Annotated in this window: 27 protein-coding genes and 1 riboswitch; of the genes, 4 read left to right on the top strand and 23 right to left on the bottom strand. The window is 39.0% G+C overall.

Features of this window, described 5'->3' with window-relative positions:
• On the top strand, positions 1-342 hold a 342-nt coding region (locus CARFE_RS16480), incomplete at its 5' end, for a hypothetical protein (RefSeq protein ID WP_028052991.1).
• Here the strand turns inward: CARFE_RS16480 and CARFE_RS0112615 are convergent.
• The 4 genes from CARFE_RS0112615 to CARFE_RS0112600 all read right to left on the bottom strand — a co-directional run bounded on the left by CARFE_RS0112615 (position 332) and on the right by CARFE_RS0112600 (position 2,603).
• Positions 332-772, bottom strand: coding sequence for a hypothetical protein (locus tag CARFE_RS0112615; protein ID WP_028052990.1), 441 nt, complete (start codon positions 770-772; stop codon positions 332-334). The two genes, CARFE_RS16480 and CARFE_RS0112615, sit on opposite strands and share 11 nt — an antisense overlap.
• Before the next feature lie 3 nt (positions 773-775).
• Positions 776-1,264 carry a pantetheine-phosphate adenylyltransferase gene (coaD, locus tag CARFE_RS0112610; protein WP_011344366.1) on the bottom strand — a complete coding sequence of 163 codons (489 nt, stop codon included), beginning with the start codon at positions 1,262-1,264 and terminating at the stop codon, positions 776-778.
• A 1-nt stretch (position 1,265) separates the two neighbouring features.
• Positions 1,266-1,820 (bottom strand): 16S rRNA (guanine(966)-N(2))-methyltransferase RsmD, encoded by a 555-nt coding sequence (gene rsmD, locus CARFE_RS0112605; RefSeq protein ID WP_011344367.1) that lies wholly within the window; start codon positions 1,818-1,820, stop codon positions 1,266-1,268.
• A 144-nt stretch (positions 1,821-1,964) separates the two neighbouring features.
• A complete protein-coding gene (locus CARFE_RS0112600) occupies positions 1,965-2,603 on the bottom strand; it encodes a YkgJ family cysteine cluster protein (protein ID WP_245570802.1) in 639 nt (212 codons plus the stop codon).
• An 81-nt stretch (positions 2,604-2,684) separates the two neighbouring features.
• Between CARFE_RS0112600 and gpr the strand changes: the two genes are divergently transcribed.
• Positions 2,685-3,659, top strand: coding sequence for a GPR endopeptidase (gene gpr, locus CARFE_RS0112595; protein ID WP_028052988.1), 975 nt, complete (start codon positions 2,685-2,687; stop codon positions 3,657-3,659).
• A 43-nt stretch (positions 3,660-3,702) separates the two neighbouring features.
• Here the strand turns inward: gpr and CARFE_RS0112590 are convergent, their stop codons facing one another.
• The 3 genes from CARFE_RS0112590 to CARFE_RS16235 form a co-directional block, all read right to left on the bottom strand.
• Positions 3,703-3,906, bottom strand: a complete 204-nt coding sequence (locus tag CARFE_RS0112590) for an alpha/beta-type small acid-soluble spore protein (protein ID WP_011344370.1) — start codon at positions 3,904-3,906, stop codon at positions 3,703-3,705.
• A 16-nt stretch (positions 3,907-3,922) separates the two neighbouring features.
• A complete protein-coding gene (locus CARFE_RS0112585) occupies positions 3,923-4,135 on the bottom strand; it encodes an alpha/beta-type small acid-soluble spore protein (protein WP_011344371.1) in 213 nt (70 codons plus the stop codon).
• A gap of 69 nt (positions 4,136-4,204) precedes the next feature.
• Positions 4,205-4,357, bottom strand: coding sequence for a hypothetical protein (locus CARFE_RS16235; RefSeq protein ID WP_154652773.1), 153 nt, complete (start codon positions 4,355-4,357; stop codon positions 4,205-4,207).
• A 130-nt stretch (positions 4,358-4,487) separates the two neighbouring features.
• On the opposite strand from CARFE_RS16235, the gene CARFE_RS16775 reads away from it, so the two are divergent.
• Positions 4,488-4,616, top strand: coding sequence for a hypothetical protein (locus CARFE_RS16775; RefSeq protein WP_011344374.1), 129 nt, complete (start codon positions 4,488-4,490; stop codon positions 4,614-4,616).
• A gap of 14 nt (positions 4,617-4,630) precedes the next feature.
• Here the strand turns inward: CARFE_RS16775 and recG are convergent, their stop codons facing one another.
• The gene (gene recG, locus CARFE_RS15215; RefSeq protein WP_281170190.1) at positions 4,631-6,712 is read right to left on the bottom strand and encodes an ATP-dependent DNA helicase RecG; all 2,082 of its coding nucleotides are present in this window, start codon (positions 6,710-6,712) and stop codon (positions 4,631-4,633) included.
• A gap of 87 nt (positions 6,713-6,799) precedes the next feature.
• Between recG and rpmB the strand changes: the two genes are divergently transcribed.
• A complete protein-coding gene (gene rpmB / locus CARFE_RS0112565) occupies positions 6,800-6,988 on the top strand; it encodes a 50S ribosomal protein L28 (RefSeq protein WP_011344376.1) in 189 nt (62 codons plus the stop codon).
• A 57-nt stretch (positions 6,989-7,045) separates the two neighbouring features.
• Here the strand turns inward: rpmB and hslO are convergent, their stop codons facing one another.
• The 15 genes from hslO to def all read right to left on the bottom strand — a co-directional run bounded on the left by hslO (position 7,046) and on the right by def (position 20,522).
• Entirely contained in the window at positions 7,046-7,906 is an 861-nt protein-coding gene (hslO, locus tag CARFE_RS0112560; RefSeq protein WP_028052987.1) for an Hsp33 family molecular chaperone HslO, read from the bottom strand.
• Between the two features lie 5 nt (positions 7,907-7,911).
• Positions 7,912-8,457 (bottom strand): phosphodiesterase, encoded by a 546-nt coding sequence (gene yfcE, locus CARFE_RS0112555; RefSeq protein WP_028052986.1) that lies wholly within the window; start codon positions 8,455-8,457, stop codon positions 7,912-7,914.
• 15 nt (positions 8,458-8,472) lie between these two features.
• Positions 8,473-8,931, bottom strand: a complete 459-nt coding sequence (gene ribH / locus CARFE_RS0112550) for a 6,7-dimethyl-8-ribityllumazine synthase (RefSeq protein WP_028052985.1) — start codon at positions 8,929-8,931, stop codon at positions 8,473-8,475.
• 19 nt (positions 8,932-8,950) lie between these two features.
• Positions 8,951-10,156: a bifunctional 3,4-dihydroxy-2-butanone-4-phosphate synthase/GTP cyclohydrolase II gene (locus tag CARFE_RS0112545; protein WP_028052984.1), complete on the bottom strand. Its 1,206-nt coding sequence runs from the start codon at positions 10,154-10,156 to the stop codon at positions 8,951-8,953.
• 19 nt (positions 10,157-10,175) lie between these two features.
• The gene (locus CARFE_RS0112540; protein ID WP_028052983.1) at positions 10,176-10,817 is read right to left on the bottom strand and encodes a riboflavin synthase; all 642 of its coding nucleotides are present in this window, start codon (positions 10,815-10,817) and stop codon (positions 10,176-10,178) included.
• Position 10,818: 1 nt separating this feature from the next.
• Positions 10,819-11,976: a bifunctional diaminohydroxyphosphoribosylaminopyrimidine deaminase/5-amino-6-(5-phosphoribosylamino)uracil reductase RibD gene (ribD, locus tag CARFE_RS0112535; protein ID WP_245570798.1), complete on the bottom strand. Its 1,158-nt coding sequence runs from the start codon at positions 11,974-11,976 to the stop codon at positions 10,819-10,821.
• Positions 11,976-12,100, bottom strand: a riboswitch (FMN riboswitch). It overlaps the preceding gene by 1 nt.
• A gap of 59 nt (positions 12,101-12,159) precedes the next feature.
• Positions 12,160-12,840, bottom strand: coding sequence for a ribulose-phosphate 3-epimerase (rpe, locus tag CARFE_RS0112530; RefSeq protein WP_245570797.1), 681 nt, complete (start codon positions 12,838-12,840; stop codon positions 12,160-12,162).
• Positions 12,821-13,693 carry a ribosome small subunit-dependent GTPase A gene (gene rsgA / locus CARFE_RS0112525; protein WP_028052980.1) on the bottom strand — a complete coding sequence of 291 codons (873 nt, stop codon included), beginning with the start codon at positions 13,691-13,693 and terminating at the stop codon, positions 12,821-12,823. The genes rpe and rsgA overlap by 20 nt, the downstream gene beginning before the upstream one ends.
• 4 nt (positions 13,694-13,697) lie before the next feature.
• Entirely contained in the window at positions 13,698-15,530 is a 1,833-nt protein-coding gene (locus tag CARFE_RS0112520; RefSeq protein WP_028052979.1) for a protein kinase domain-containing protein, read from the bottom strand.
• On the bottom strand, positions 15,527-16,270 hold the full coding sequence (locus CARFE_RS0112515; RefSeq protein ID WP_028052978.1) for a Stp1/IreP family PP2C-type Ser/Thr phosphatase: 744 nt from the start codon (positions 16,268-16,270) through the stop codon (positions 15,527-15,529). The genes CARFE_RS0112520 and CARFE_RS0112515 overlap by 4 nt, the downstream gene beginning before the upstream one ends.
• Positions 16,271-16,272: 2 nt before the next feature.
• Positions 16,273-17,301 (bottom strand): 23S rRNA (adenine(2503)-C(2))-methyltransferase RlmN, encoded by a 1,029-nt coding sequence (gene rlmN, locus CARFE_RS0112510; protein WP_028052977.1) that lies wholly within the window; start codon positions 17,299-17,301, stop codon positions 16,273-16,275.
• A 14-nt stretch (positions 17,302-17,315) separates the two neighbouring features.
• A complete protein-coding gene (gene rsmB, locus CARFE_RS0112505) occupies positions 17,316-18,638 on the bottom strand; it encodes a 16S rRNA (cytosine(967)-C(5))-methyltransferase RsmB (protein WP_161625144.1) in 1,323 nt (440 codons plus the stop codon).
• A gap of 9 nt (positions 18,639-18,647) precedes the next feature.
• Positions 18,648-19,139, bottom strand: coding sequence for a DUF116 domain-containing protein (locus tag CARFE_RS15210; RefSeq protein WP_051250320.1), 492 nt, complete (start codon positions 19,137-19,139; stop codon positions 18,648-18,650).
• Positions 19,133-20,083, bottom strand: a complete 951-nt coding sequence (gene fmt / locus CARFE_RS0112495; RefSeq protein ID WP_245570796.1) for a methionyl-tRNA formyltransferase — start codon at positions 20,081-20,083, stop codon at positions 19,133-19,135. The genes CARFE_RS15210 and fmt overlap by 7 nt, the downstream gene beginning before the upstream one ends.
• Positions 20,064-20,522, bottom strand: coding sequence for a peptide deformylase (def, locus tag CARFE_RS0112490; RefSeq protein WP_011344391.1), 459 nt, complete (start codon positions 20,520-20,522; stop codon positions 20,064-20,066). Before def ends, fmt begins: the two co-directional genes overlap by 20 nt.
• Positions 20,523-20,815 lie beyond the last annotated feature (293 nt).

The following is a 20,815-nucleotide window of genomic DNA, read 5'->3' as shown; positions in this document are numbered from 1 at the left end:
AAAAAAATTGCGGAGTTAAATTTCACTCCGCTAACAAAATTTATCTTAACGAGTTTTATTTTAAGTTTTGGAGGAATTTCAGTACTGGCCCAAATTATAGCCCTAATTTCCAGAACTGATTTAACAGCAAAGCTTTACTTAAAAACACGGCCCCTGCACGGTCTATTAAGTACTGGAATTTCAACTATGCTTTTCTTAAAAGTTACCATGCCGGTTGCTACAGGACAAAATTCTCCAATTTTAAATTCCCCAAAACTTTTATCAATTTCAGTAGTTTCAGCTTTGGTATTTTACCTTTTTCTTCATTTTTTAAAAAAGCTTTCAAAAAAATTTATTTCTTAAGTTCTTCAAGACCTTTTGTTACTTCCTGTAAAGCGGCATTTAAATTAAAAGCCAGCTTTTCCAAAACCTCTACTGCATACTGCCGCGCCCCCTGCTTTAATTCAAGGGCGGTACTATTTGCTTTTGCAATAATCTCTCTTGCTCTTTCCTCGGCAATCTTAAGCATTTCCGATTCGCTTAACCACTTTTCCCCTTGCTGCTTTGCTTTTTCCAAAATCTCCTCCGCCTCTATTTTAGCTTTGGCTAAAAGATTTTCCCTGGATTCAAGAACTCCCTTAGCTTTACTTATTTCATCCGGCAAGATACTCCTTATTTTATCAATATACATCAGCAGTTGTTCCTCATCCATTAAAACTTTTCCTGTTAAGGGAATTTTAGGACTATCAATTATTTTATCTTCAAGCTCCTCTAATATTTTCAATATATCCATTCATTAACACCCTTCCTTCTGAAATTTTTCCCTTAATTTTAATTCGACATATTCAGGTACCAATCCTTTTAAACATCCTCCATACATAGCCACTTCCTTTACAGCACTTGAACTTATGAACGAATATTCTGCTTTGGTCATTAAAAAAATAGTTTCAACCCACGGCACCAACTTTTTATTGGTTAAAGCCATCATAAATTCATTTTCAAAATCCGAAATAGCTCTAAGTCCCCGAATTATAACCTGAGCGTTTTTGGCTTTTAAATAATTAACCGTTAAGCCCTCAAAACTATCGATTTCAATATTAGGGTAATATTTCAACGTTTCCCGCAACATATCCAAGCGTTCTTCCAGGGTAAATAAAGGTTTTTTCATCGGATTTTTGGCAATGGCAACAATTAAACGGTCAAAAAGCTCGGCCGCTCTTTCAATAATATCCAGATGACCGTTGGTTATAGGATCAAAACTACCCGGATAAACTGCTATGCGCAAATCATTCTCCCCCTCGCTTTAATTGATAAAACCCCAGTAACGTATTCCCGTATACCGCTTCCCTTATCAACCCCAGCTTTTCAGAGCTTATATTTAAACCGATTTTTTTTGCCGTTTCAACCACGATAAGACCGGTTTCTTTAAGTAACCCTAATTGCAAAATAGTCAATACCGCCCTTTCTTCAAAACCATACCCGTAGGGCGGGTCCAAAAATATCAAATCAAACTTCTCATTAATGTGGGGTAAAATTTTAAAAATATCTCCTAAAATCGCTTTTGCCCGGTCCCCATAGCCTAAATTTTCAATATTTCGGCGCAAACAGCTAAAAGCTTCTCTATCGGCTTCAATAAAATAAGAAAACTTAGCCCCCCGACTTAATGCTTCCAAGCCAAGGTTTCCGGTTCCCGCAAAACCATCAAGGACAACCGCATCTATTACCCTATATCCTAAAATATTAAACATCGCTTCTTTAACCCGGTCCGAAGTTGGTCTGGTTTTTAAGCCTTTAGGTGCAATTAATTTTCTACCCCGGGCATCTCCTGTTATTATCCGCATTTTTTACCACCATCAATGTATAATTTTAATGTATGGCGGAAATACTACCTAATGCTCCGGAAGAGAGCAAATTCTATACACCCTCCCCCATTTGCTCTTCCTCCGGTTTCTCCTCTCTTTGCTGGCGTAATGCCAGCATTTTTTTTAAAGATACTGCAAAATATCTTTTATTCTAATTTCATAATTTTCTTTTTTCCAAAAAATATTCTTAGGATAATAATTTACATTTAGTTTTGGTTTTACAGCACGAGTCCAATAAGGAGTTAAACCATACTCCCTTAAATATAATAAATATTCCCGGACCAAAGCATCCTCTCCTAAATTAACAACTGCCATGCGAATTGTTTCCGTTTCCTCGGTAGTTGGAATACAATAAAAACTGCGGCAAACAAAAGGCCGAAAGGCATAAATTTCACATTTTCTATCTTTTTCATTTAAAAACACACAAGCTCCATTTTCATTTCTTTTTAAAATTATATCAATTTCCCAACCTTTAATAAATATTTCAGTATAATCTCGTAGAAAATGATAAAGGTCAATATTTTGTCCATTTTTTTCCCCTAATCCTCTTCGAAGCATAATAACATCAACATTAGTTAAGGGAATTCTTTCATAACAACATTTCACACATTTAAGACAACTTTTTGTTCCTGCTTCCCGGTAATATTCCCCTGCTTCTACAAGGTTTTCCACCGCTTTAAGGTAGTCGGTAACGGTAGCATCGGGATCTATTTTTAAAGCGTACCCTCTTAAATTGGCAATAATTTTTGCGATAATTTCCACTTTTTGCAAGAACCCTTTCCTCCCTTATAAAATTTCTTCCTTCGTCACACACTACTCGCTGAGGTGATACTTTTGGCAATAATGGAGCTTCTTAATACTTTAGGAGTAACAATTGACATGGCCGTTGAAGCCCACGAATTATTAAGAGGTGAAGCTGGGGTTGAAATTCCCGGAGTTAAAGTGATTAAAGATAAAAAGGAAAATTATGAAATAACCAAAGTTGAAATTCTAAACGAGCAGGGTGCAGCTCACTTGCAAAAACCCATCGGGAATTATGTTACAATTGATGCCCCGGTGCTTCGAAGTCAAAACAGAACTGCCCAGAAAGAAATTATGTTGGCCTTGGCAAATATTCTAAAAACAATGCTAACAATAAATGATGAGCGACCCATATTAATAGTAGGGCTTGGAAACTGGCACGCAACTCCCGACGCGCTGGGCCCAAAAGTGGTAGACTATATTTTCGTTACGCGCCATTTGTTTAACTTAAAACATGAAGCCCTGAGCAAGGGTTTTAAAAATGTTGCAGCTATTTCCCCCGGAGTCTTAGGTATTACAGGAATTGAAACGGTAGAAATTGTTCAAGGCATCGTTGAAAAAATCAATCCTTCCTTTGTAATTGCTGTAGATGCTTTAGCTGCCGCCAATGTAGAAAGAATTTGTTCTTCTATTCAAATTGCAGATACAGGAATAAATCCAGGATCAGGGATAGGAAACCAACGTCCAGGATTAAATCGTGAAGTTTTGGGAATTCCGGTAATCGCCATTGGCTGCCCAACGGTGGTTAACGCAGCTATTATCGCCAAAAATACCCTGGAAATGTTTTTGGATAAATTCAGTTCATCAAAACAATTTTACCAATTTTTAAAAGCCAGGCAAGCGGGAATAATTACCTTAGTCCGGGAAGTTTTAGAGCCATTTTCTAATAATCTTACGGTAACGCCAAAAGAAATTGATTTTTTATTGTTAAATCTTGCTAAAGTAATTGCCGGGGGCATCACCATGGCAGTACACGAAAACGTCCAGCCGGAAAATGTGGAAATGTACTTAAATTAAAGGGGGGCAGAAGGTTAACCCCCTCTGCCCCACAAAAAGTTAGTTAGACTTTTCCAGAAAGCTGTTGCTCCGCTTGCTGAATTAATTTTTTGACCATATTACCACCTAATCTACCCCATTGTTTTGCCGGAATATCGCCACCATATTGTCCCGGTTGAACATTAACTCCAACTTCCCGGGCAGTTTCCCATTTTAATTGTTCTAAGGCTTGCTTGGCTTGAGGTACTACCACTTCATTTCGTGCCATTTTTTATGCCTCCTTTTTAGGTAGTAGGAAATTGACCACTTAACTGGGATTCCGCTTGCTGAATTAACTTTTTGACCATATTGCCACCTAATCTACCCCATTGTTTTGCCGGAATGTCGCCACCATATTGTCCCGGTTGAATATTAAGCCCAACTTCCCGAGCAGTTTCCCACTTGAACTGCTCTAAAGCCTGTTTGGCCTGAGGTACTATAATTTCATTCCGAGCCATCTTTATCACCTCCTTTTCTGGATTGGTACTCTTATTTTTTCTCGGTTAATTTTTTTTATGCGAGTAAGATTAATCCTCAACTGGCTTGATATTCACATTTTCGGTATTTTTTGTTTTTAAAATAACTTTGTTTACATCAACCCCGACTTCATTGGCCAATTCAAACATAAACTGCCGGTGTTCGGGAGTAAGCTCAAAATTTTTTTTAGCTTTCTTAGGCATTTTTTCACCTCCTCTTGAAAATTAGTTTTTTTTTCGCACCAAAACTTTATAACAAGAGAACAAAAATTTTATCGGTATTTTTATTTGTAAAATTGGTAATAATAAAAAAAAATTACGGGAGGAAGCAAAAATGAAAGAAAAAAAGACATTTAACCTTTACCGCGACGTCTATTTACTGGACGATAAATTTTTTGCTGAAGTTAACAGAAATGAAGCTAAGAAAAAAAACTTGGAGCATGAAAAAAGGCAGACCAAGTAACGGTCTGCCTTTCGTTAATTTTTCTGAAGCATATTAATTTTATCTCCATATTTCTCCAAAGCAAGGGTAATAAGCGCACGATGATTTTCCTTATTGGTTAAGATCTCATCTGCTTCCTTTTTAGCTAAAAACAATATGGCTTGATCTCGCACAATATCGGCAAGTTTAAATTCCCAGGCCCCTGACTGACGGGTTCCGCTAAGTTCTCCTGGCCCTCTTAATTTCAAATCTTCCTCCGCAATTTTAAATCCATCATTGTATTTTTCCATAATTTTCATCCTAAAAATACCTTCCTGATTTCTGGGGTTTCCTAAAAGAAAACAGTAGGATTGATGCTCACCCCGGCCTACCCGACCGCGAATTTGATGAAGCTGGGCTAAACCAAAACGCCAGGCATCCTCTATAATAATAACATTGGCATTGGGCACATCAACTCCCACTTCAATTACCGTAGTCGAAACCAAGATTTGAATATTATTTTTACGGAAGTTTTCCATTACCTCTTCTTTTTCCGCAGGTTTTAACCGTCCGTGCATTAAACCCCACTTAAACTGGGGAAATTTTTTAGAAAGCTTTTCGTAAAGCTTAGTAACTGCCTCTACTTGAAGTTTTTCCGACTCTTCAACCAGGGGGCAAACCACATAACCCTGGCGTCCTTCAGCAACTTGCTTTAATAAAAAGGCGTAAGCTTTACCTTTATCCTGAGAAGAAAGCCAATATGTTTTAATCGGTTTTCTCCCCGCAGGTAAAGCATCAACAATAGAAACATCTAAATCACCGTATAAAGTTAAAGCAAGCGTACGGGGAATTGGGGTAGCCGACATAACTAACTGGTTAACATATAACCCTTTTTCCACAAGACTACTTCGTTGTTCCACTCCAAACCGGTGCTGTTCATCGATCACAGCCAGCCCTAAATTATCAAAAATAACAGCTTCCTGAATCAAAGCATGGGTTCCAATTATTACATCAGCGTACCCATTTTTAATGGCTTTATAAACTGCTTCTTTCTTGCCCGATGATAAACTCCCCGAAAGCAAAACTACCTTTATCCCGAGAGGAGCAAAAAGACGGCTTAAGTTCAAATAATGCTGTTCCGCTAAGATTTCAGTGGGCGCCATTAAAGCCCCTTGAAACCCCGCTTCCACTGCTTTCACCAGAGCAAGGGCAGCTAAAATGGTTTTACCGCTCCCCACATCTCCCTGCACCAAGCGATTCATTGGTTTTTTAGCTGCTAAATCTTCTTTTATTTCTCTCCAAACCTTCTCCTGGGCTGAAGTCAGTTTAAAAGGGAGCGAATCAATAAATTTTTTCTCTAACTCTCCACTTCCTGCAATTACAATCCCGGGCTTTTTCTGATAATTTTCTTTATATAATCCAATGGCCAGGAAAAACAAGAGAAATTCTTCAAAAACCATTCGACGTCGCGCTAATTCGGACTGTTCGCTGCTTTCCGGAAAATGTAAATTCATTAAAGCTTGCTTAAGGTCTGGCAAACTATATTTCCTTAAAATCTCCTCCGGTAAAGGCTCGGTTATTTCCTCAAGATATTTGTCAAGAGCATTTTTAATTAACTGGCGAAATGTTTTGGGAGAAAGGTTTTCCGTTAACGGATAAATTGGTACTAAGCGATTGGTATGGAGTAATTCTTTATCCCAAAATTCATACTCATAAACATAAATATTTGTTTCGAAAAATCTCTTTTCAACTTTTCCGTAAAAATAAACTTTTTTCCCTTTAATAAAAACATTTTTTAGATAAGACTGGTTAAAAAAACAACCATAGGCAGTACCGGAACCGTCGTTAATCCCAACTTTTAATATTTTTAACTTGTCCCTGGGTATAACTTCTTTCACCTCAACAACAGTTCCTAATACCGTTGTCACTTCATCATTAATTAATTCACTTATTTTTTTTAAAGAACTGCGATCCTCATAACGTTTCGGAAAGTAGTAAATTAAATCTTTTACCGTCTCAATTTTTAACTTTTGCAAAAGTTTGGCTTTTTGTGGCCCTACGCCTTTTAAGTACTGAACCGGAATATCCATAGCAAAACTCCTTATCCTTACTCTTTTAGCATTTTCTTTGGTATCAATTTTCCATTACCCCTTGCAAAACCTTTAGCTTTTTGATATCTTTTACATGTATATATTTTAGCACAGTAAGAGCAGGAGGTGTACTTTATGGCTAAGGTTTGTGAAATCTGCGGGAAAGGCGTAGTTTATGGTCATCAAATAAGCCATTCGAATATTCATACGAAAAGAAAATGGCTCCCCAATTTACAAAGAGTACGGGCTGTTGTTAATGGAACCCGAAGAAGAATAACCGTTTGCACTACCTGCCTGAAATCAGGGAAAGTACAAAGAGCATAAAATAAAGTCGTGCAAAAGCACGGCTTTTTTCTTTAAAAAAAAACGCCAAAATTGGCGTCAGGTATTTTTTTCTTTATATTCTTTTATTTCTTTTCCTGAAAAAGTGTATTTTTCTCTACAAAAATGACAGACCGCTTCAACTATTTCCTCATCTTTTACCTCAGAGTAAAGTCCTATTAAATGAGGTAAAAGCTTTTCTCTACTGCATCTGCATAAAAAACCAACAGGTTTTTTTACGTAAATTTCGGTCTTATAAGGATTTACCACTTCTTGAATAATTTCTTCGATATGTTTACCTTGTTGTAGTTGATAGGTCAGAGACTGCTGTTCCCCTAAATTTTGTTCAAGAGTGCTAATTATTTCTTCCGGTGCTCCCGGCAAAATTTCAATTAAATATCCTCCCGCCTGAGCGACTGAACCATCGGGATTAACCAAAACTCCCAAGTTAAAAACATTTGGCCTTTGTTCCGAGTAATACAAATAGTAAGCCACATCTTCGGCAATTTCTCCAGACACTAATTGCACAGTCCCGGTATATGGTTCCTTTAATCCTAAATCCTTTGTTACGTATAAATGGCCTTTGCCTACTCCCCGTCCCACATCAAGTTTGTTGGCATCATTAAGCGGCAATTCGACTTCCGGATTAAACAAGTAACCACGAACCATGCCATCATTTCCCGCCGAACATACTATCCCACCTAAAGGTCCATCACCAAAAATTCTAAGGGTTAATAAATCACCGGGGTTTTTTAAATCGGATGCTAAAATAATCGTTGCGGTCAGAGCCCTTCCAAGGGCCGCCGTCGCCAAACGGGATAAGTTATGCCGTTTTCTTGCTTCCTCAACGGTTTGCCTACTACTAACTCCCGTAAACCTTATAAATTCCCCTGCCATACCTTTTACTAAATAATCGCTCAATGTTACTACTCCTTTCTTAAATCACCTACGGTTTTTACTATGTTGCCTGTAACAATATCAATTATTTTTATATCCCGGTCAATTATCGCAATTGTTGGCACCGGTTTAAAACCTTTAGGAAGGGATGGTGAACCTGGATTAAGCAGTATGCAGTTGGAAAACTTTTCAATTTGCCAAACATGGGAATGACCATGAATAACTATATCGGCAAGCTCCAAATAATTTTCTTTTAACTTTTCAAAATCATGAACAACCATGAGCTTTTTACCCCGATATTCGGTTAAGAAAAAAGGGGAAAAAAAGGGAATCCCCAGGAATGTTTCATCAACTTCAGCATCGCAATTTCCCCGTGCAATATAAATTTTTTGCTTGATGCTTTTTAAATATTTTGCTAAACCGGCCGGATCATAGCCTTCCGGTAATGGGTTTCTCGGCCCATGGTATAAGACATCCCCGGCACAAAGGATAAATTCGGTATCTTTAAGAAAATCGTAAGCTTTGATAAATCTTTGTAAACTTCCGTGAATATCACTTATAACCCCAATTGCCAAACCAAACCCTCCAGTTTATACTTTCTTAAATAAATTTGCCATTTCAATAGCCGCTAAGGCTGCCTCCCAGCCCTTATTCCCGGCTTTTGTACCAGCCCTTTCAATGGCCTGCTCGATGGTATCGGTGGTTAATACGCCAAAGATTACCGGCTTGTTAGCCTCCAAACCAACCGCAGCAATTCCCTTGGCTACTTCAGCCGCTACATAATCAAAATGAGGAGTTGCTCCACGGATTACTGCCCCTAAACAAATAATTGCATCATAATCTTTGTGAGCTGCCCGTTTGGCAACTAATGGTATTTCAAAGGCCCCAGGCACCCAGATAACATCAATATTGGTGTTTTCTACTTCATGCCGGGTCAAACAATCCAAAGCTCCAGCTAAAAGCTTTTGGGTAATAAATTCATTAAACCGGCTAACAATTATTCCAATTTTTAATCCTTTCCCGTTAAGCTTTCCTTCAAATACCTGCATTTTTTAATTCTCCTTTCCATTAATTTTCAGTTAGATTTAAGAGATGTCCTAATTTTTTCTTTTTGGTAAGCAGATACTTTTTATTTTCTTTTTTAGGTGGAATTTCTATCGGTACCCTCTCAACAATCTCTAAACCATAGCCTTCAAGCCCCTTAATTTTCTTAGGATTATTTGTCATAAGCCGGATTTTTTTAATTCCTAAATCGGCTAAAATTTGCGCGCCAATTCCATAATCCCGCAAATCCGCTGGAAAACCTAGCGCCTCATTAGCTTCAACGGTGTCTTTTCCCATATCCTGCAAGTGATAAGCTTTTATCTTATTTGCCAGCCCAATTCCTCTTCCTTCTTGACGCATATATAACAGTACTCCGCGTCCTTCTTTTTCAATCATTTTAAGAGCTGTTTGCAACTGGTCTCCACAATCGCACCGTAAGCTTCCGAAAACATCACCGGTAAGACATTCGGAATGCACTCGCACTAAAACCGGCTCACCATCAGCAACATTTCCTTTTACTACCGCCAAGTGGGTTTGATGGTCTAAAAGACTTTCGTAAGCAACAGCAACAAATTCCCCGTATTTTGTAGGAAGCATGGCAAAAGCTCCCCGTTCTACCAGCTTTTCGTTACGACGACGATATTGAATTAATGAGGCAATGGTAATGATTTTTAAATTATGTTTTTGCGCAAATTCCAGCAAATCCGGAACTCTAGCCATCTGTCCATCGTCACGCATAATTTCACAAATAACGCCTGCCGGATACAGTCCGGCCAGCCTTGCTAGATCCACAGCCGCTTCAGTATGGCCTGCCCGCCTTAATACCCCTCCTTCTTTTGCCCGCAGGGGAAAGATATGTCCAGGCCGGCGAAAATCCTGCGGTCGTGCTTGCGGGTCTATTAATTTTAAAATGGTTTTAGCTCTTTCCGCAGCTGAAATTCCGGTATGGGTATCCACGGCATCAACCGACACGGTAAAGGCTGTATGATGAGGATCGGTGTTTTGCGTTACCATTATTGGAATTTCTAATTCATCCAAGCGCTTTCCTTCCATAGGAACACAAATGAGACCTCTACCGTATTTTGCCATAAAATTTACTATTTCCGGAGTTACCTTTTCTGCTGCACAAACCAAATCTCCTTCATTCTCCCGATCTTCATCATCAACCACAATTACCATTTTCCCCTGTTTTAAATCTTCTAAAGCCTCTTCAATGGTGTTAAAGCCCATTTATTTCTCCCCCTATCTTTTATAAAAAGCCATGTTCGGCCAGAAAATTTAGGTCAATTTTCCGGGATGCTCCCTGTTTTTTTATAAAACTAAAAACATACTTTGCTAAAATATCCGCTTCCAAGTTTACCGGAGAACCAATTGTTTTATAGCCTAAAGTAGTGTTTTTAAACGTATGGGGAATTATTGAGACAGTAAATGAATCGTTATAAACATCAACTACCGTCAAGCTTATGCCATCAACCGCGACCGACCCTTTTGGAACCAAATACTGTAAAAAACCTTCGGAAGCTTTTATTTTTATTATTTTGGCAATTTCTTTTGCTCTTATTTCAACTATCCACCCCACTTCATCCACATGACCTTGAACAATATGACCTCCCAAACGATCCGTAGGCCGTAGAGTTCTTTCAAGATTTACCCTATCCCCGGGACTTAAGAATTTTAAATTTGTTTTAGTATAAGTTTCGGGCATAACATCCGCCTCAAAATAATCGTTGCCAAAATTGACCACCGTAAGGCAAGTACCGTTAACAGCGATGCTATCACCTAATTTTACATCTTCAAGAATTGTCTTGGCTTCAACGGTTAATGTTAACGACTCCCCGCTTTTTTTAATTTCCCGAACTCTTCCAAGCTCTTCTACAAGACCTGTAAACATTTTACCCTCCTGAAAAATAGCCTTCAATAAAAACATCTTCCCCAAAACGTCTTAACTTGTGTATTGCTAACGGCAAGGCATCTTTCATTAAACTTATTTTTAAATCACCAATTGGTCCGGGAGCATTTTTCCCCCCAACTATCTTGGGTGCAATAAAGATATATGCTTTGTCCGCAAGTCTATTTTGTAGTAAACTCGCATGGACCACCGCTCCGCCCTCAACCAAAATTGAAATGATTCCAAGCCTGGAAAGTTCCAAAAAAGCCTCTTTAATGTTAATCCTATTTTCCCCTAAAGGAGCAGTTACAATGTGACCAAATCCGTTGCTTACATGTTTTGGTAGTTTTTTACTGGCGGTAATTAAAACATTTTTCTCCTTTTCAAGTTGAAAAATATTTAGACCTTCCGGTAAATTTCCACTTCCAGATAAAACTATGCGGTAGGGATTTCGCCCCTGGGGTATCCGACAAGTTAACAGTGGATTATCTATAATTAAGGTCTTTGCTCCCACCAAAACTGCATCATATTCATTCCGTAACCTATGGACAAAACTCCGGCTTTTCTCACCGGAAACCCAACGGGAGTCATAAGTTTCGGTGGCAATTTTACCATCAACCGTCATCGCCCATTTTAAAGAAATAAAAGGTAGCCCCGTTTTAATAAACTTAAAAAATTTTTCATTAAGGTAAAAAGCCTCTTCCGCCAAAACCCCTTCAACAACTTCAATTCCTGCATTTCGTAAAATTTCAATACCTTTTCCGGAAACCTTGGGATTCGGGTCCCGTACGGCAACTACCACCTTTTTTATACCTGCCGCAATTATCGCCTCGGTACAGGGTGGTGTTCGTCCATAGTGACAACATGGCTCTAAAGTTACGTACATGGTACCGCCACGGGCTTTTTCCCCGGCCGCCTTTAATGCTTCCCGTTCAGCATGGGGTAAGCCAGCTTTTTTATGGTATCCTTCCCCTACAATATTTCCATCTTTATCAACAATAACAGCTCCCACTACAGGATTTGGCGAAGTTCTTCCCAAAGCTCTTTTAGCAAGCTTTAACGCCCTTTTCATTAACTGCTGGTCGTTCATATTAACCCCTCGCAAAAAATTTAAAACCCCAAAGCTTCTGCTTCGGGGTAAAAAGGCAAAAAATGAACCCATTATACCTTCTCCCATCCAGACTTTAACTGTCGGCTCCGGAATTTCACCGGATCTATCCGTAAATTTTTACGGACTCGCGGGCTTTACCGCCGGTTAGGAATTCCACCTGACCCCGAAGGTAGTAAGATTAAGCAGTATTAAATTAATTTAATTATATTAAGAGGTATTTTTGCTGTCAATAATTTAGCTTTTTTGACAAACTGCCAACAAATCTTTTAGGTTTTTAATTACATCACCCTTAAACAAAAAGCTACCGGTAACAAGAAAATTCGCCCCGGCCTCAATCACTAACGGAGCCGTTTGTAAATTGATCCCGCCATCAACACCCAATAAAATTTCCTGAGGAGCTTTACAAACCATACTTTTTACTTTCCTTATCTTCGTAAGTTGATTATTAATGAAGCTTTGGCCACCAAAACCAGGATTAACGGACATTATCAATATTAAATCTATTAAATCCAAAAGATATTCAAGATTTTCCGGCGGAGTAGCAGGATTTAAAGCTATTCCAGCTTTTTTCCCCGAATCCTTAATCTTTTGAAGTAAGCGGTGGGGATGCCTGGTACTTTCCCAGTGGATAGTTATCATATCCGCCCCCGCTTCAATAAAGGGCTCGATTAAACTTTCCGGCTTTTCAACCATTAAATGCACATCAAAAATCAAATTAGTTTTTGCTCTTAAACTTTTTACAACCGGTGGACCAAAAGTTAAATTAGGTACAAAATGCCCGTCCATAATATCCAGATGTAAATATTTTGCCCCACCTGTTTCCAGTTGTTTTAAAACAAGTTCAAGATTACTGAAATCCGCATTTAAAATTGAGGGTGCAATATTAACAAGCAAGTTAACTGCTCCTTTCGTCACTGGTAATTTCTTCTAAAAAGGTTAAATAGTTTTCATAACGAAAGGGCGGAATTTCCCCGGTTTCCAGAAGTTCTCTCACCCGGCAGTTTGGTTCCTTAACATGGAGACAATTAGGAAAATAACAATATTTCCGATTTTGATTAAATTCAGGAAAATAGCTCTGCAGCTCTAATTTATCCATTTCCGGCAAAGTTAAATTACTAAATCCAGGAGTATCCGCAATAAATCCGCCAAAGGGTAATTTTATTAACTCCACGTGCCTGGTGGTGTGTCTGCCCCTTTTTATTTTAGGACTTACCTCTCCGGTAGCCAATTTTGCTCCTGGTACCAAACGATTAATTAAAGTACTTTTTCCCACTCCCGATGGCCCTGCTAAAACGGAAATTTTTTGGTTTAAATAATCAGTTAACTCGTCAATCCCAGTGTCACCTCTGGCAGTAATGGCAACAACCTTTGGCAATATTTTTTTATAATACTCAAAAAGCTTTTGGCTTTCCGGATTCACCAAATCAAATTTATTAAATACCAAAACCACTTCAAGCCTTAAAGCATATGCCATGACCAGCAACCGATCAATTAATTCGGTACTGGGAAAGGGGTCAGCAAAAGCAAATACAAGCAATACTTGATCGACATTGGCAATTGGTGGTCTTATTAACTCGTTTTTACGGGGTAGTAAGCTTTCGATAACTCCCTCAGAATTAGGAACCAGTTCTCTGATTACTACCCTATCACCGGTTAAAATTTTTATATTATCTTTTTTAAACTTCCCGCGCGCTTTACACATGTAAATAGCTTTTCCGGTATCAACATAATAAAACCCTGCATAATTTTTAACAACGAGACCTTCCAATGAATTAGTTCACCTCCTTGTCTTCTATCACTACAGCATCTAAATACACTTTAATTCTCCCTTTTCCATAATAGTATACTTCTTTTTCCAGAACGGTTCCTGGCTCTTCACTATCATTAGCATAAACAATTACTTCAGAAGGTCTTACATCTTTTACAACAATTTTGACCGAATGTTTTTGGCCATCATTTGGCACTTCTAAAGTCACTAAAACAGACTTTCTCACCGGGCCAGGGCCACGAGATACGGTAATTCTAACTTTTGAGCCTTCCTCCACTAAACTCCCCGGAAGGGGATTTTGAGTAACAACTTGCCCTGCAAAATATTCGGTACTATCTACCTCTTTAATAGTATCATCAAGGACTAATTTCACCTGCTGCAGTGTTTTTCGAGCCTCTTCAATTTGTTTGCCCCTTAAATCAGGTACGGTAATCCAGGCCGGTTTTGCTCCCTTGCTTAAAATAAGTTTTATTTTATATCCCTTTTCCACTTCAGTGTTTGGTTCTGGATCCTGTTCAATAACGGTACCCCGTGCTAAGCGTTCGTCATATATTTCGTTTATTTCACCTACTTTTAATCCTGCATTTTCCAAAATCACCCGGGCATCATGAATATCTTTTTCCCGCACATCGGGAACCAGCACCATTTCCTTTCCTTTACTAACAACCAAATAAATCGGTCGAACAACTTTAACCCTTTCTCCCGGTAAAGGGTCAATAGAAATCACTTTATCCTTGGGAACTGTTTCGTGGTATGCCGAAGAAATAATGATATTGGTAAAACCAAGTTCCTCTAACTTTCGCTTCGCCTCCCCAATTCCAAGCCCGCGAACCTCGGGAATCACCGCTTCTTTGACATTAAAATAATTATACAAAAAATACCCCAAACCACCAATTAAAGCCAGAAATAAAGCCACCAGGGCTATAATTCCGGAAGTTTTCAATCTTTTTTTACCGCGAACTTCCGAAAACTGGTTTTTATCCAATATAATGGTCATCGTGCTATCCTCGGCAAAATTTTCTTCCGGCAAATCCAATTTTTTTAAAGTGGCAATTAACTCATAAGCGGATTTATATCTTTGCTCTGGCTTTTTACTCAATAACTTCAAGATGATTCGGTCTAGTTCGTCAGGAATATTTTTATTATAAGAAGAAGGTGGTTTTGGTAGATCATTTATCTGCTTTAAAGCCACAGCTATTGGGGAATCACCGGTAAAAGGCAGTCTTTTTGTCACTAATTCATAAAACACCACTCCTAAAGAATAAAGGTCGGAAGCAAAAGTCAAGCTTTCACCTTTGGCCTGCTCGGGCGATAGGTAATGAACTGAACCCAAAATTTCTTTATCTTTGTTGATTGTCGAGGAGGTAACATTTCCGGCAATGCCAAAATCGGTTAATTTGGCGATTCCTTCGGGAGTGATAATGATATTTTGTGGTTTTACATCCCGGTGCAAGATACCGTGTTGATGGGCATGACCCAAAGCCAAAGCAACCTGTAAAACAATCCTCACACTTTCACGTAAACCTAAATTTTTTTCTCGAATTATTTCTTTTAAATTTTTACCTTCAACATATTCCATTACTAAAAAATAAGTATTATCTTCCTGTCCGACATCGTAAATGTTAACGATATTGGGATGAGAAAGGCTGGCAAGAGCCTTAGCTTCCCGTTTAAATCTTTCTACAAATTCCTCATCACTGGTAAATTCAGGTCGAAGAATTTTGATGGTTATGTAGCGGTTTAAAAGTAAATCCTGTCCTTTATAAACAACCGCCATCCCCCCGCCACCCAGGGTTTCAAGGATTTTATACCTACCGGCTAATACTCTCCCGATCATTTCTTCACCTCTCTCTCCTCGGCAAACCGGGCAAGAACAACGGTAATATTATCCCGGGACCCCTTAAGCAAAGCTTGCCGAATTAACTCATCCGCCAAGTTTTCTAGCGCCATTGTCCGATTTGTCTTAAGGAATTCGGCAAGTTCAGCCTCCTTTATTCCGTCTAATAAACCATCGGTACAGAAAAGATAAAGATCCTGCGGGTGAACTTGAAACTTAACAATATCCACTTCCTCATTTGCCCCATCTAAAGCTTTGAGCAAAAGATGCCGGTAGGGATGGGAAATAGCATCTTCTTCCGTTATAATCCCTTGGGAAACCATTTTGGCCACATAAGTATGATCCTGCGTAAGCTTTAGCAATTTATTCGCCCTAAAGACATAAGCACGGCTATCGCCAAGGTGACCGATAAAAAGATTTTCCCCGGCAAATATACCCAAAGTTAGGGTTGTCCCCATTTCTTTTAAGTCTGCATCTTTATTTTGCTGCTCTTTAATTTTCTTATTAATTATTTGAAAAACTTCCTGAATGCTTTTTTCCGCTTCAATTATTTCCCCGCTCCTAAATTGGTCAAAATATTCGGCAATGATTCTTACCGCTAATTGACTGGCAACGGCTCCGCCCGAATGGCCTCCCATTCCATCAGCAACCGCTAAAATGCTCTTTTTTTCGTCAATAAAATATGCATCTTCATTGAGAGCCCGTACCGGTCCTTTAGCTGTTCTCCCCACAATTTTCATTTTTACACCTCAAAATACTTTGCTTTTAATTGACCACAAGCTCCGTCAATCTCATCGCCTAACTCCCGGCGAACAGTAACGGGAATTCCTGCCCTTTTTAAAACTTCTTTAAACTTATTAATTTTTTCTACTGAAGGAGTTTTAAAATTTCTCTTTTCAATTGTATTGTACGGGATTAAATTAACATGAACAAGTTTTCTCTGCAATAACTGCGCAAGTTTCAAGGCGTGTTCAACGGTATCGTTAACATTTTCTATTAAAGCATACTCGAAGCTAACACGCCTTCCGGTTTTATCTATAAAGTACCAAGCAGCATCTAAAAGTTCCGCCAAACCCCAGCGTTTATTAATCGGGATTAATTCATTCCGGAGCGCATCATCTGGCGCATGCAAAGAAATGGCTAATGTAACGGGAAGCTTTTCCTCGGCAAGAGCTTTAATTTGGGGTACCATTCCGCAGGTTGAAATGGTAATTTTCCGGTAACTAATATTTAAGCAGTCCTTTTCATTAATTTTCCGCATAAACTTAAGTACTTCGGTAAAATTATCTAAGGGTTCACCGCTCCCCATTAGCACTACCCGGGTAATTTTTTCCGAACTACTTGCTTTAAGCACCAGTATTTGTTCTATCATTTCCCCAGCCGTTAAATTACGCGAAAAACCCCCCAGCCCGGTAGCACAAAATTTGCAGCCCATTTTGCAACCCACCTGGGTGGATAGGCAAACGGTATTGCCGTAGCGATACTTTAATAAAACCGCTTCAATTCCCAGGTTATCTTTAAGCTTTAGCAAGTATTTAATGCTCTGTCCATCCCTTGATTTTTTGCTGTGAATAATTTTTAAAGAAGGCAACAAAAAATTTTCTTTAAGCTTTTCCCGCAATCTTACCGGTAGATTTGTCATTTTATTAAAATCCAATTCTCCGTGTTTAAAAATCCACTCATTTATCTGTTTTAAGCGAAAAGATTTTTCATTATTTTCTTTCAGCCAAGCCACTATTTCTTCCGGATTTAAATCTAAAAATGCCCTCATTTACTACCCGCCTTTTAACATAATTTTTTTAAAATTACACCAAAAAAACCATCTCCTATTTCCCCTGGAAGCAAACGTAGATAGTAATTATTTTTTACAATACCTAAATTAAAAAACCATTCTGGAGGCTTTACTAAAACAAAATTTGGGTTTTTTCTTAAAAAATTTTCCACAACCCCTTCATTTTCTTCCGGCTCGATACTGCAGGTTGAATAAACTAATATTCCTTCCGGTGGTAAAAGCTTGGATAAGTTGGTTAAAATCTCTAATTGATATTGAGATAACTTTATTATTTCTTCCTCGCTCTTTTGCCAGCGGGCATCCGGCTTTCGCGCCAGAACACCCGTACCCGAACAGGGTACATCGGCCAGAATCCAGTTGGGATTTACCCCATCGGGTAGCTTTAATCTTGTGGCATCCCCCAATAAACATCTTATAATATTAATCCCCAAACGGTGGGCATTTTCCTCAATTAATTTAAGTCTTCCGGGATGGACATCAAAGGCATAAATAATCCCTTTATTTCCCATAAGCTGTGCCAGGTGGGTAGATTTACCTCCCGGTGCCGCACACGCATCTATCCCCACCGAATTGGGTTCAGGGTTAATTAAATAGGCAATAAACATCGAACCAGTATCCTGAATATAAAATAAGCCTTCATCGTACCCCGGTAGCTCTTTAACTCCAACCTTACCTAAAATTACCACTCCTTCGGGTAAATACGGCAGTTGTTTAAAATTAATGTTTTTTTCGTTTAACAGGTCACAATAAGCTTTTGGAGAGATTTTTAAGGTATTAATCCTTAAAGTTAGGTTAGGCTGATGGTTATTATACTTCAGTATCTCCACCGTTTTTGTGTATCCATATTGATTTAGCCACCGCTTTACCATCCATTCAGGATGGGAGTAAGCAATGGCTAAATACTCCACCTCATCGCTTACGTCTATTTTTGTAATTTCCTCTCGCCGCCTAATAAAATTACGTAAAACTCCATTAACAACTCCCGTAAACCCCCGATAATTTCGCTTTACCGCTTCAACCGTCTCATTGATTGCCGCATAGGTTGGTACCTTATCTAAGAAGTACAGTTGATATAGCCCTACCCGGATAGCATTAATGACAAAAGGCGGAAGCTTGCTCCTTTTTTTCAGGAGCTTTCCCGCCATGTAATCCAACAATTTAAGTTGTTTTAAAACACCGTAAGTAAGTTCCACAACAAAATCTTTATCTTCTTTTTTGCCTAAATTAGCAATTAATTTAGGTAATAAGAGATTTACGTAAGAATTATTTTTTTCGACTTCAACCAGGGTTTTTATTACCAATTCGCGCAAATTCACCAAAAGCACCTACCAAATCAACCGGTTTAAATAATAATAAAATTTATCGTACTCAATTAATGTTTCAAAACATGGTCCTTTAGGTCTTAAATTAATCAGTCCAAGGGAAAGAACCGGGATATCATTCATCCCCGAAAACAGATCCCCTTCACAAGCCACTGCAAAGACAACCTCCGGCTGCATACTCTTGACAAATTGCCTTGCCGCAGTTCCTCCTGCAGCAACGGCAATTTTTAATCCCCGTTCCCTGGCATAACACTTTAAAACTCCCACCGGACACCGGAAGCATTCACGGCAATTTTGCACATCATAAGTAATTTTATAAAGACAATCAGCTTTCTGCAAACAATGGGGCAAAAGCAATAACACTTTTTCCGGAGAAAACGGGCCATATTTTAGTGTTTTATCATTCACCAATGAAATATATTTTTGAATATCTTTTCGTACATCACGCTTAAAAAGAGATTTTATAAAGATTTTTTGCTTGTAAAAATTTAGCATTCAAAGGTTTCCCCCACAAGAGGTCGATAACCATTTAAAAAACTTTCCCACGACATTTTTTTACCGCCTTCCGGTTGAAGTTCTAAGATTTGTAAACCCCTTTCTCCCGTAGCAACCAAAAACCCGTTTTTTCTATCAGCAAAAATTATCTCCCCCGGCTTTTTTCCAGAAAACTCCCCCACCTTCGCCTTCCATATTTTTATTTTTTTCCCGCGAAAAACGGTATATGCCCCAGGAACAGGATTTAAAGCTCTTATTTGGTTTCTTATTTTTTCAGCTGAATCGGCCCAGTGGATAATTTCATCTTCTTTTTTAAGGGGTGGTGCGTAGGTTGCCAACTGGTGGTCTTGCGGAACTCTGGGAAGACCACCTTCTCTAAGCCTTTTTAATGCTTCAATTATCAAATCCGCACCAATTTCTGCCAGAATTTCTCTTAACTCTCCCCCGGTAATTTCCTGGTTAATTGCAACCTTTTCCTGTAAAGCAATATCTCCTGTATCAAGCCCCTCATCCATATACATTATCGTAATTCCCGTTTCTTTTTCTCCGGCCATAAGACAGCGTTCAATGGGTGCAGCCCCCCGGTAAAAGGGGAGAAGAGAGGCATGGATATTTAAGCAACCATAAGGAGGAATATTTAAAATCTCTCTGGGTAAAAGTTTGCCATAAGCAGCTACTACAATAACCTCCGGTTTTACGGCTAAAATCTCCCGGTAAACCTCTTCATTAAACTTTAAAGGTGTAATAACCCTGAGATGGTTTTCCTGGGCAAATAGCTTGACCGGTGAAGAAATAACTTTTTTACCCCTGCCCGCAGCGGCATCGGGTTTAGTTACCACCAAAGCCACTTCATGGTGGGAAATTAACTTAGCTAAAGGTTTTACCGCAAATTCCGGAGTACCCATATAGACAATACGCATATTATTAGCGACCCTTTCTGACAATATTGTCCGCCTTTTCCACAAATAAAATACCATTTAAATGATCAATCTCATGTTGAAAAGCTCTGGCCAGCAACCCTTCCGCTGGTATCACAATTTCCTCACCGTAACGATTTAATCCTTTTACCGTCACCTTTTTCGCTCTAACAACCTCCCCCTGCACTCCAGGAACACTTAAACAACCCTCAATATCCTTTTCTTCACCGGAAACCTCAATAATTTCGGGATTAATAAGTTCAATTAACCCTTCCCCAACATCCACCACAATTGCCCTCTTACTTACCCCAATTTGCGGAGCTGCCAGACCAACCCCGTTATACGCATACATGGTATCAGCCATATTTTCCAGAAGCTTTATTATATTGGGTGTTATTTCTTTTATGGGCTTGGCTATTTCTTTTAAAATCGGATCACCAATCTCCACAACTTTATAGACTGCCACTTGTTTTCCTGGTCATCCAAACTGTACAAAACTGTACAGTTTGAGGCTGGGCTATTTGTAGTCCGCCCTTTCAGAGAGTGCCCATCCCCAGCAGGCGGTATTTAGACACTCCCATAGTCCCATCACCAAGCTATGGAACTTGCCGTAGCTTTCAGCCACCTTCTCCCATACCGCTTACAAGTATTCTCTTAAGCGGTGACAGGTCACGATATAATGGCCTGTCAAGGAGAGCTCCGGTCAGGAGGGCTACCCGCAAAACTCGCCACGGTTTGTACGGTAAGGTTTTCCCCTTT

Source organism: Carboxydothermus ferrireducens DSM 11255, from assembly GCF_000427565.1.
GTDB classification, from domain to species: Bacteria; Bacillota; Z-2901; order Carboxydothermales; family Carboxydothermaceae; genus Carboxydothermus; species Carboxydothermus hydrogenoformans.
This window is presented reverse-complemented; position numbering and strand designations above follow the sequence as displayed.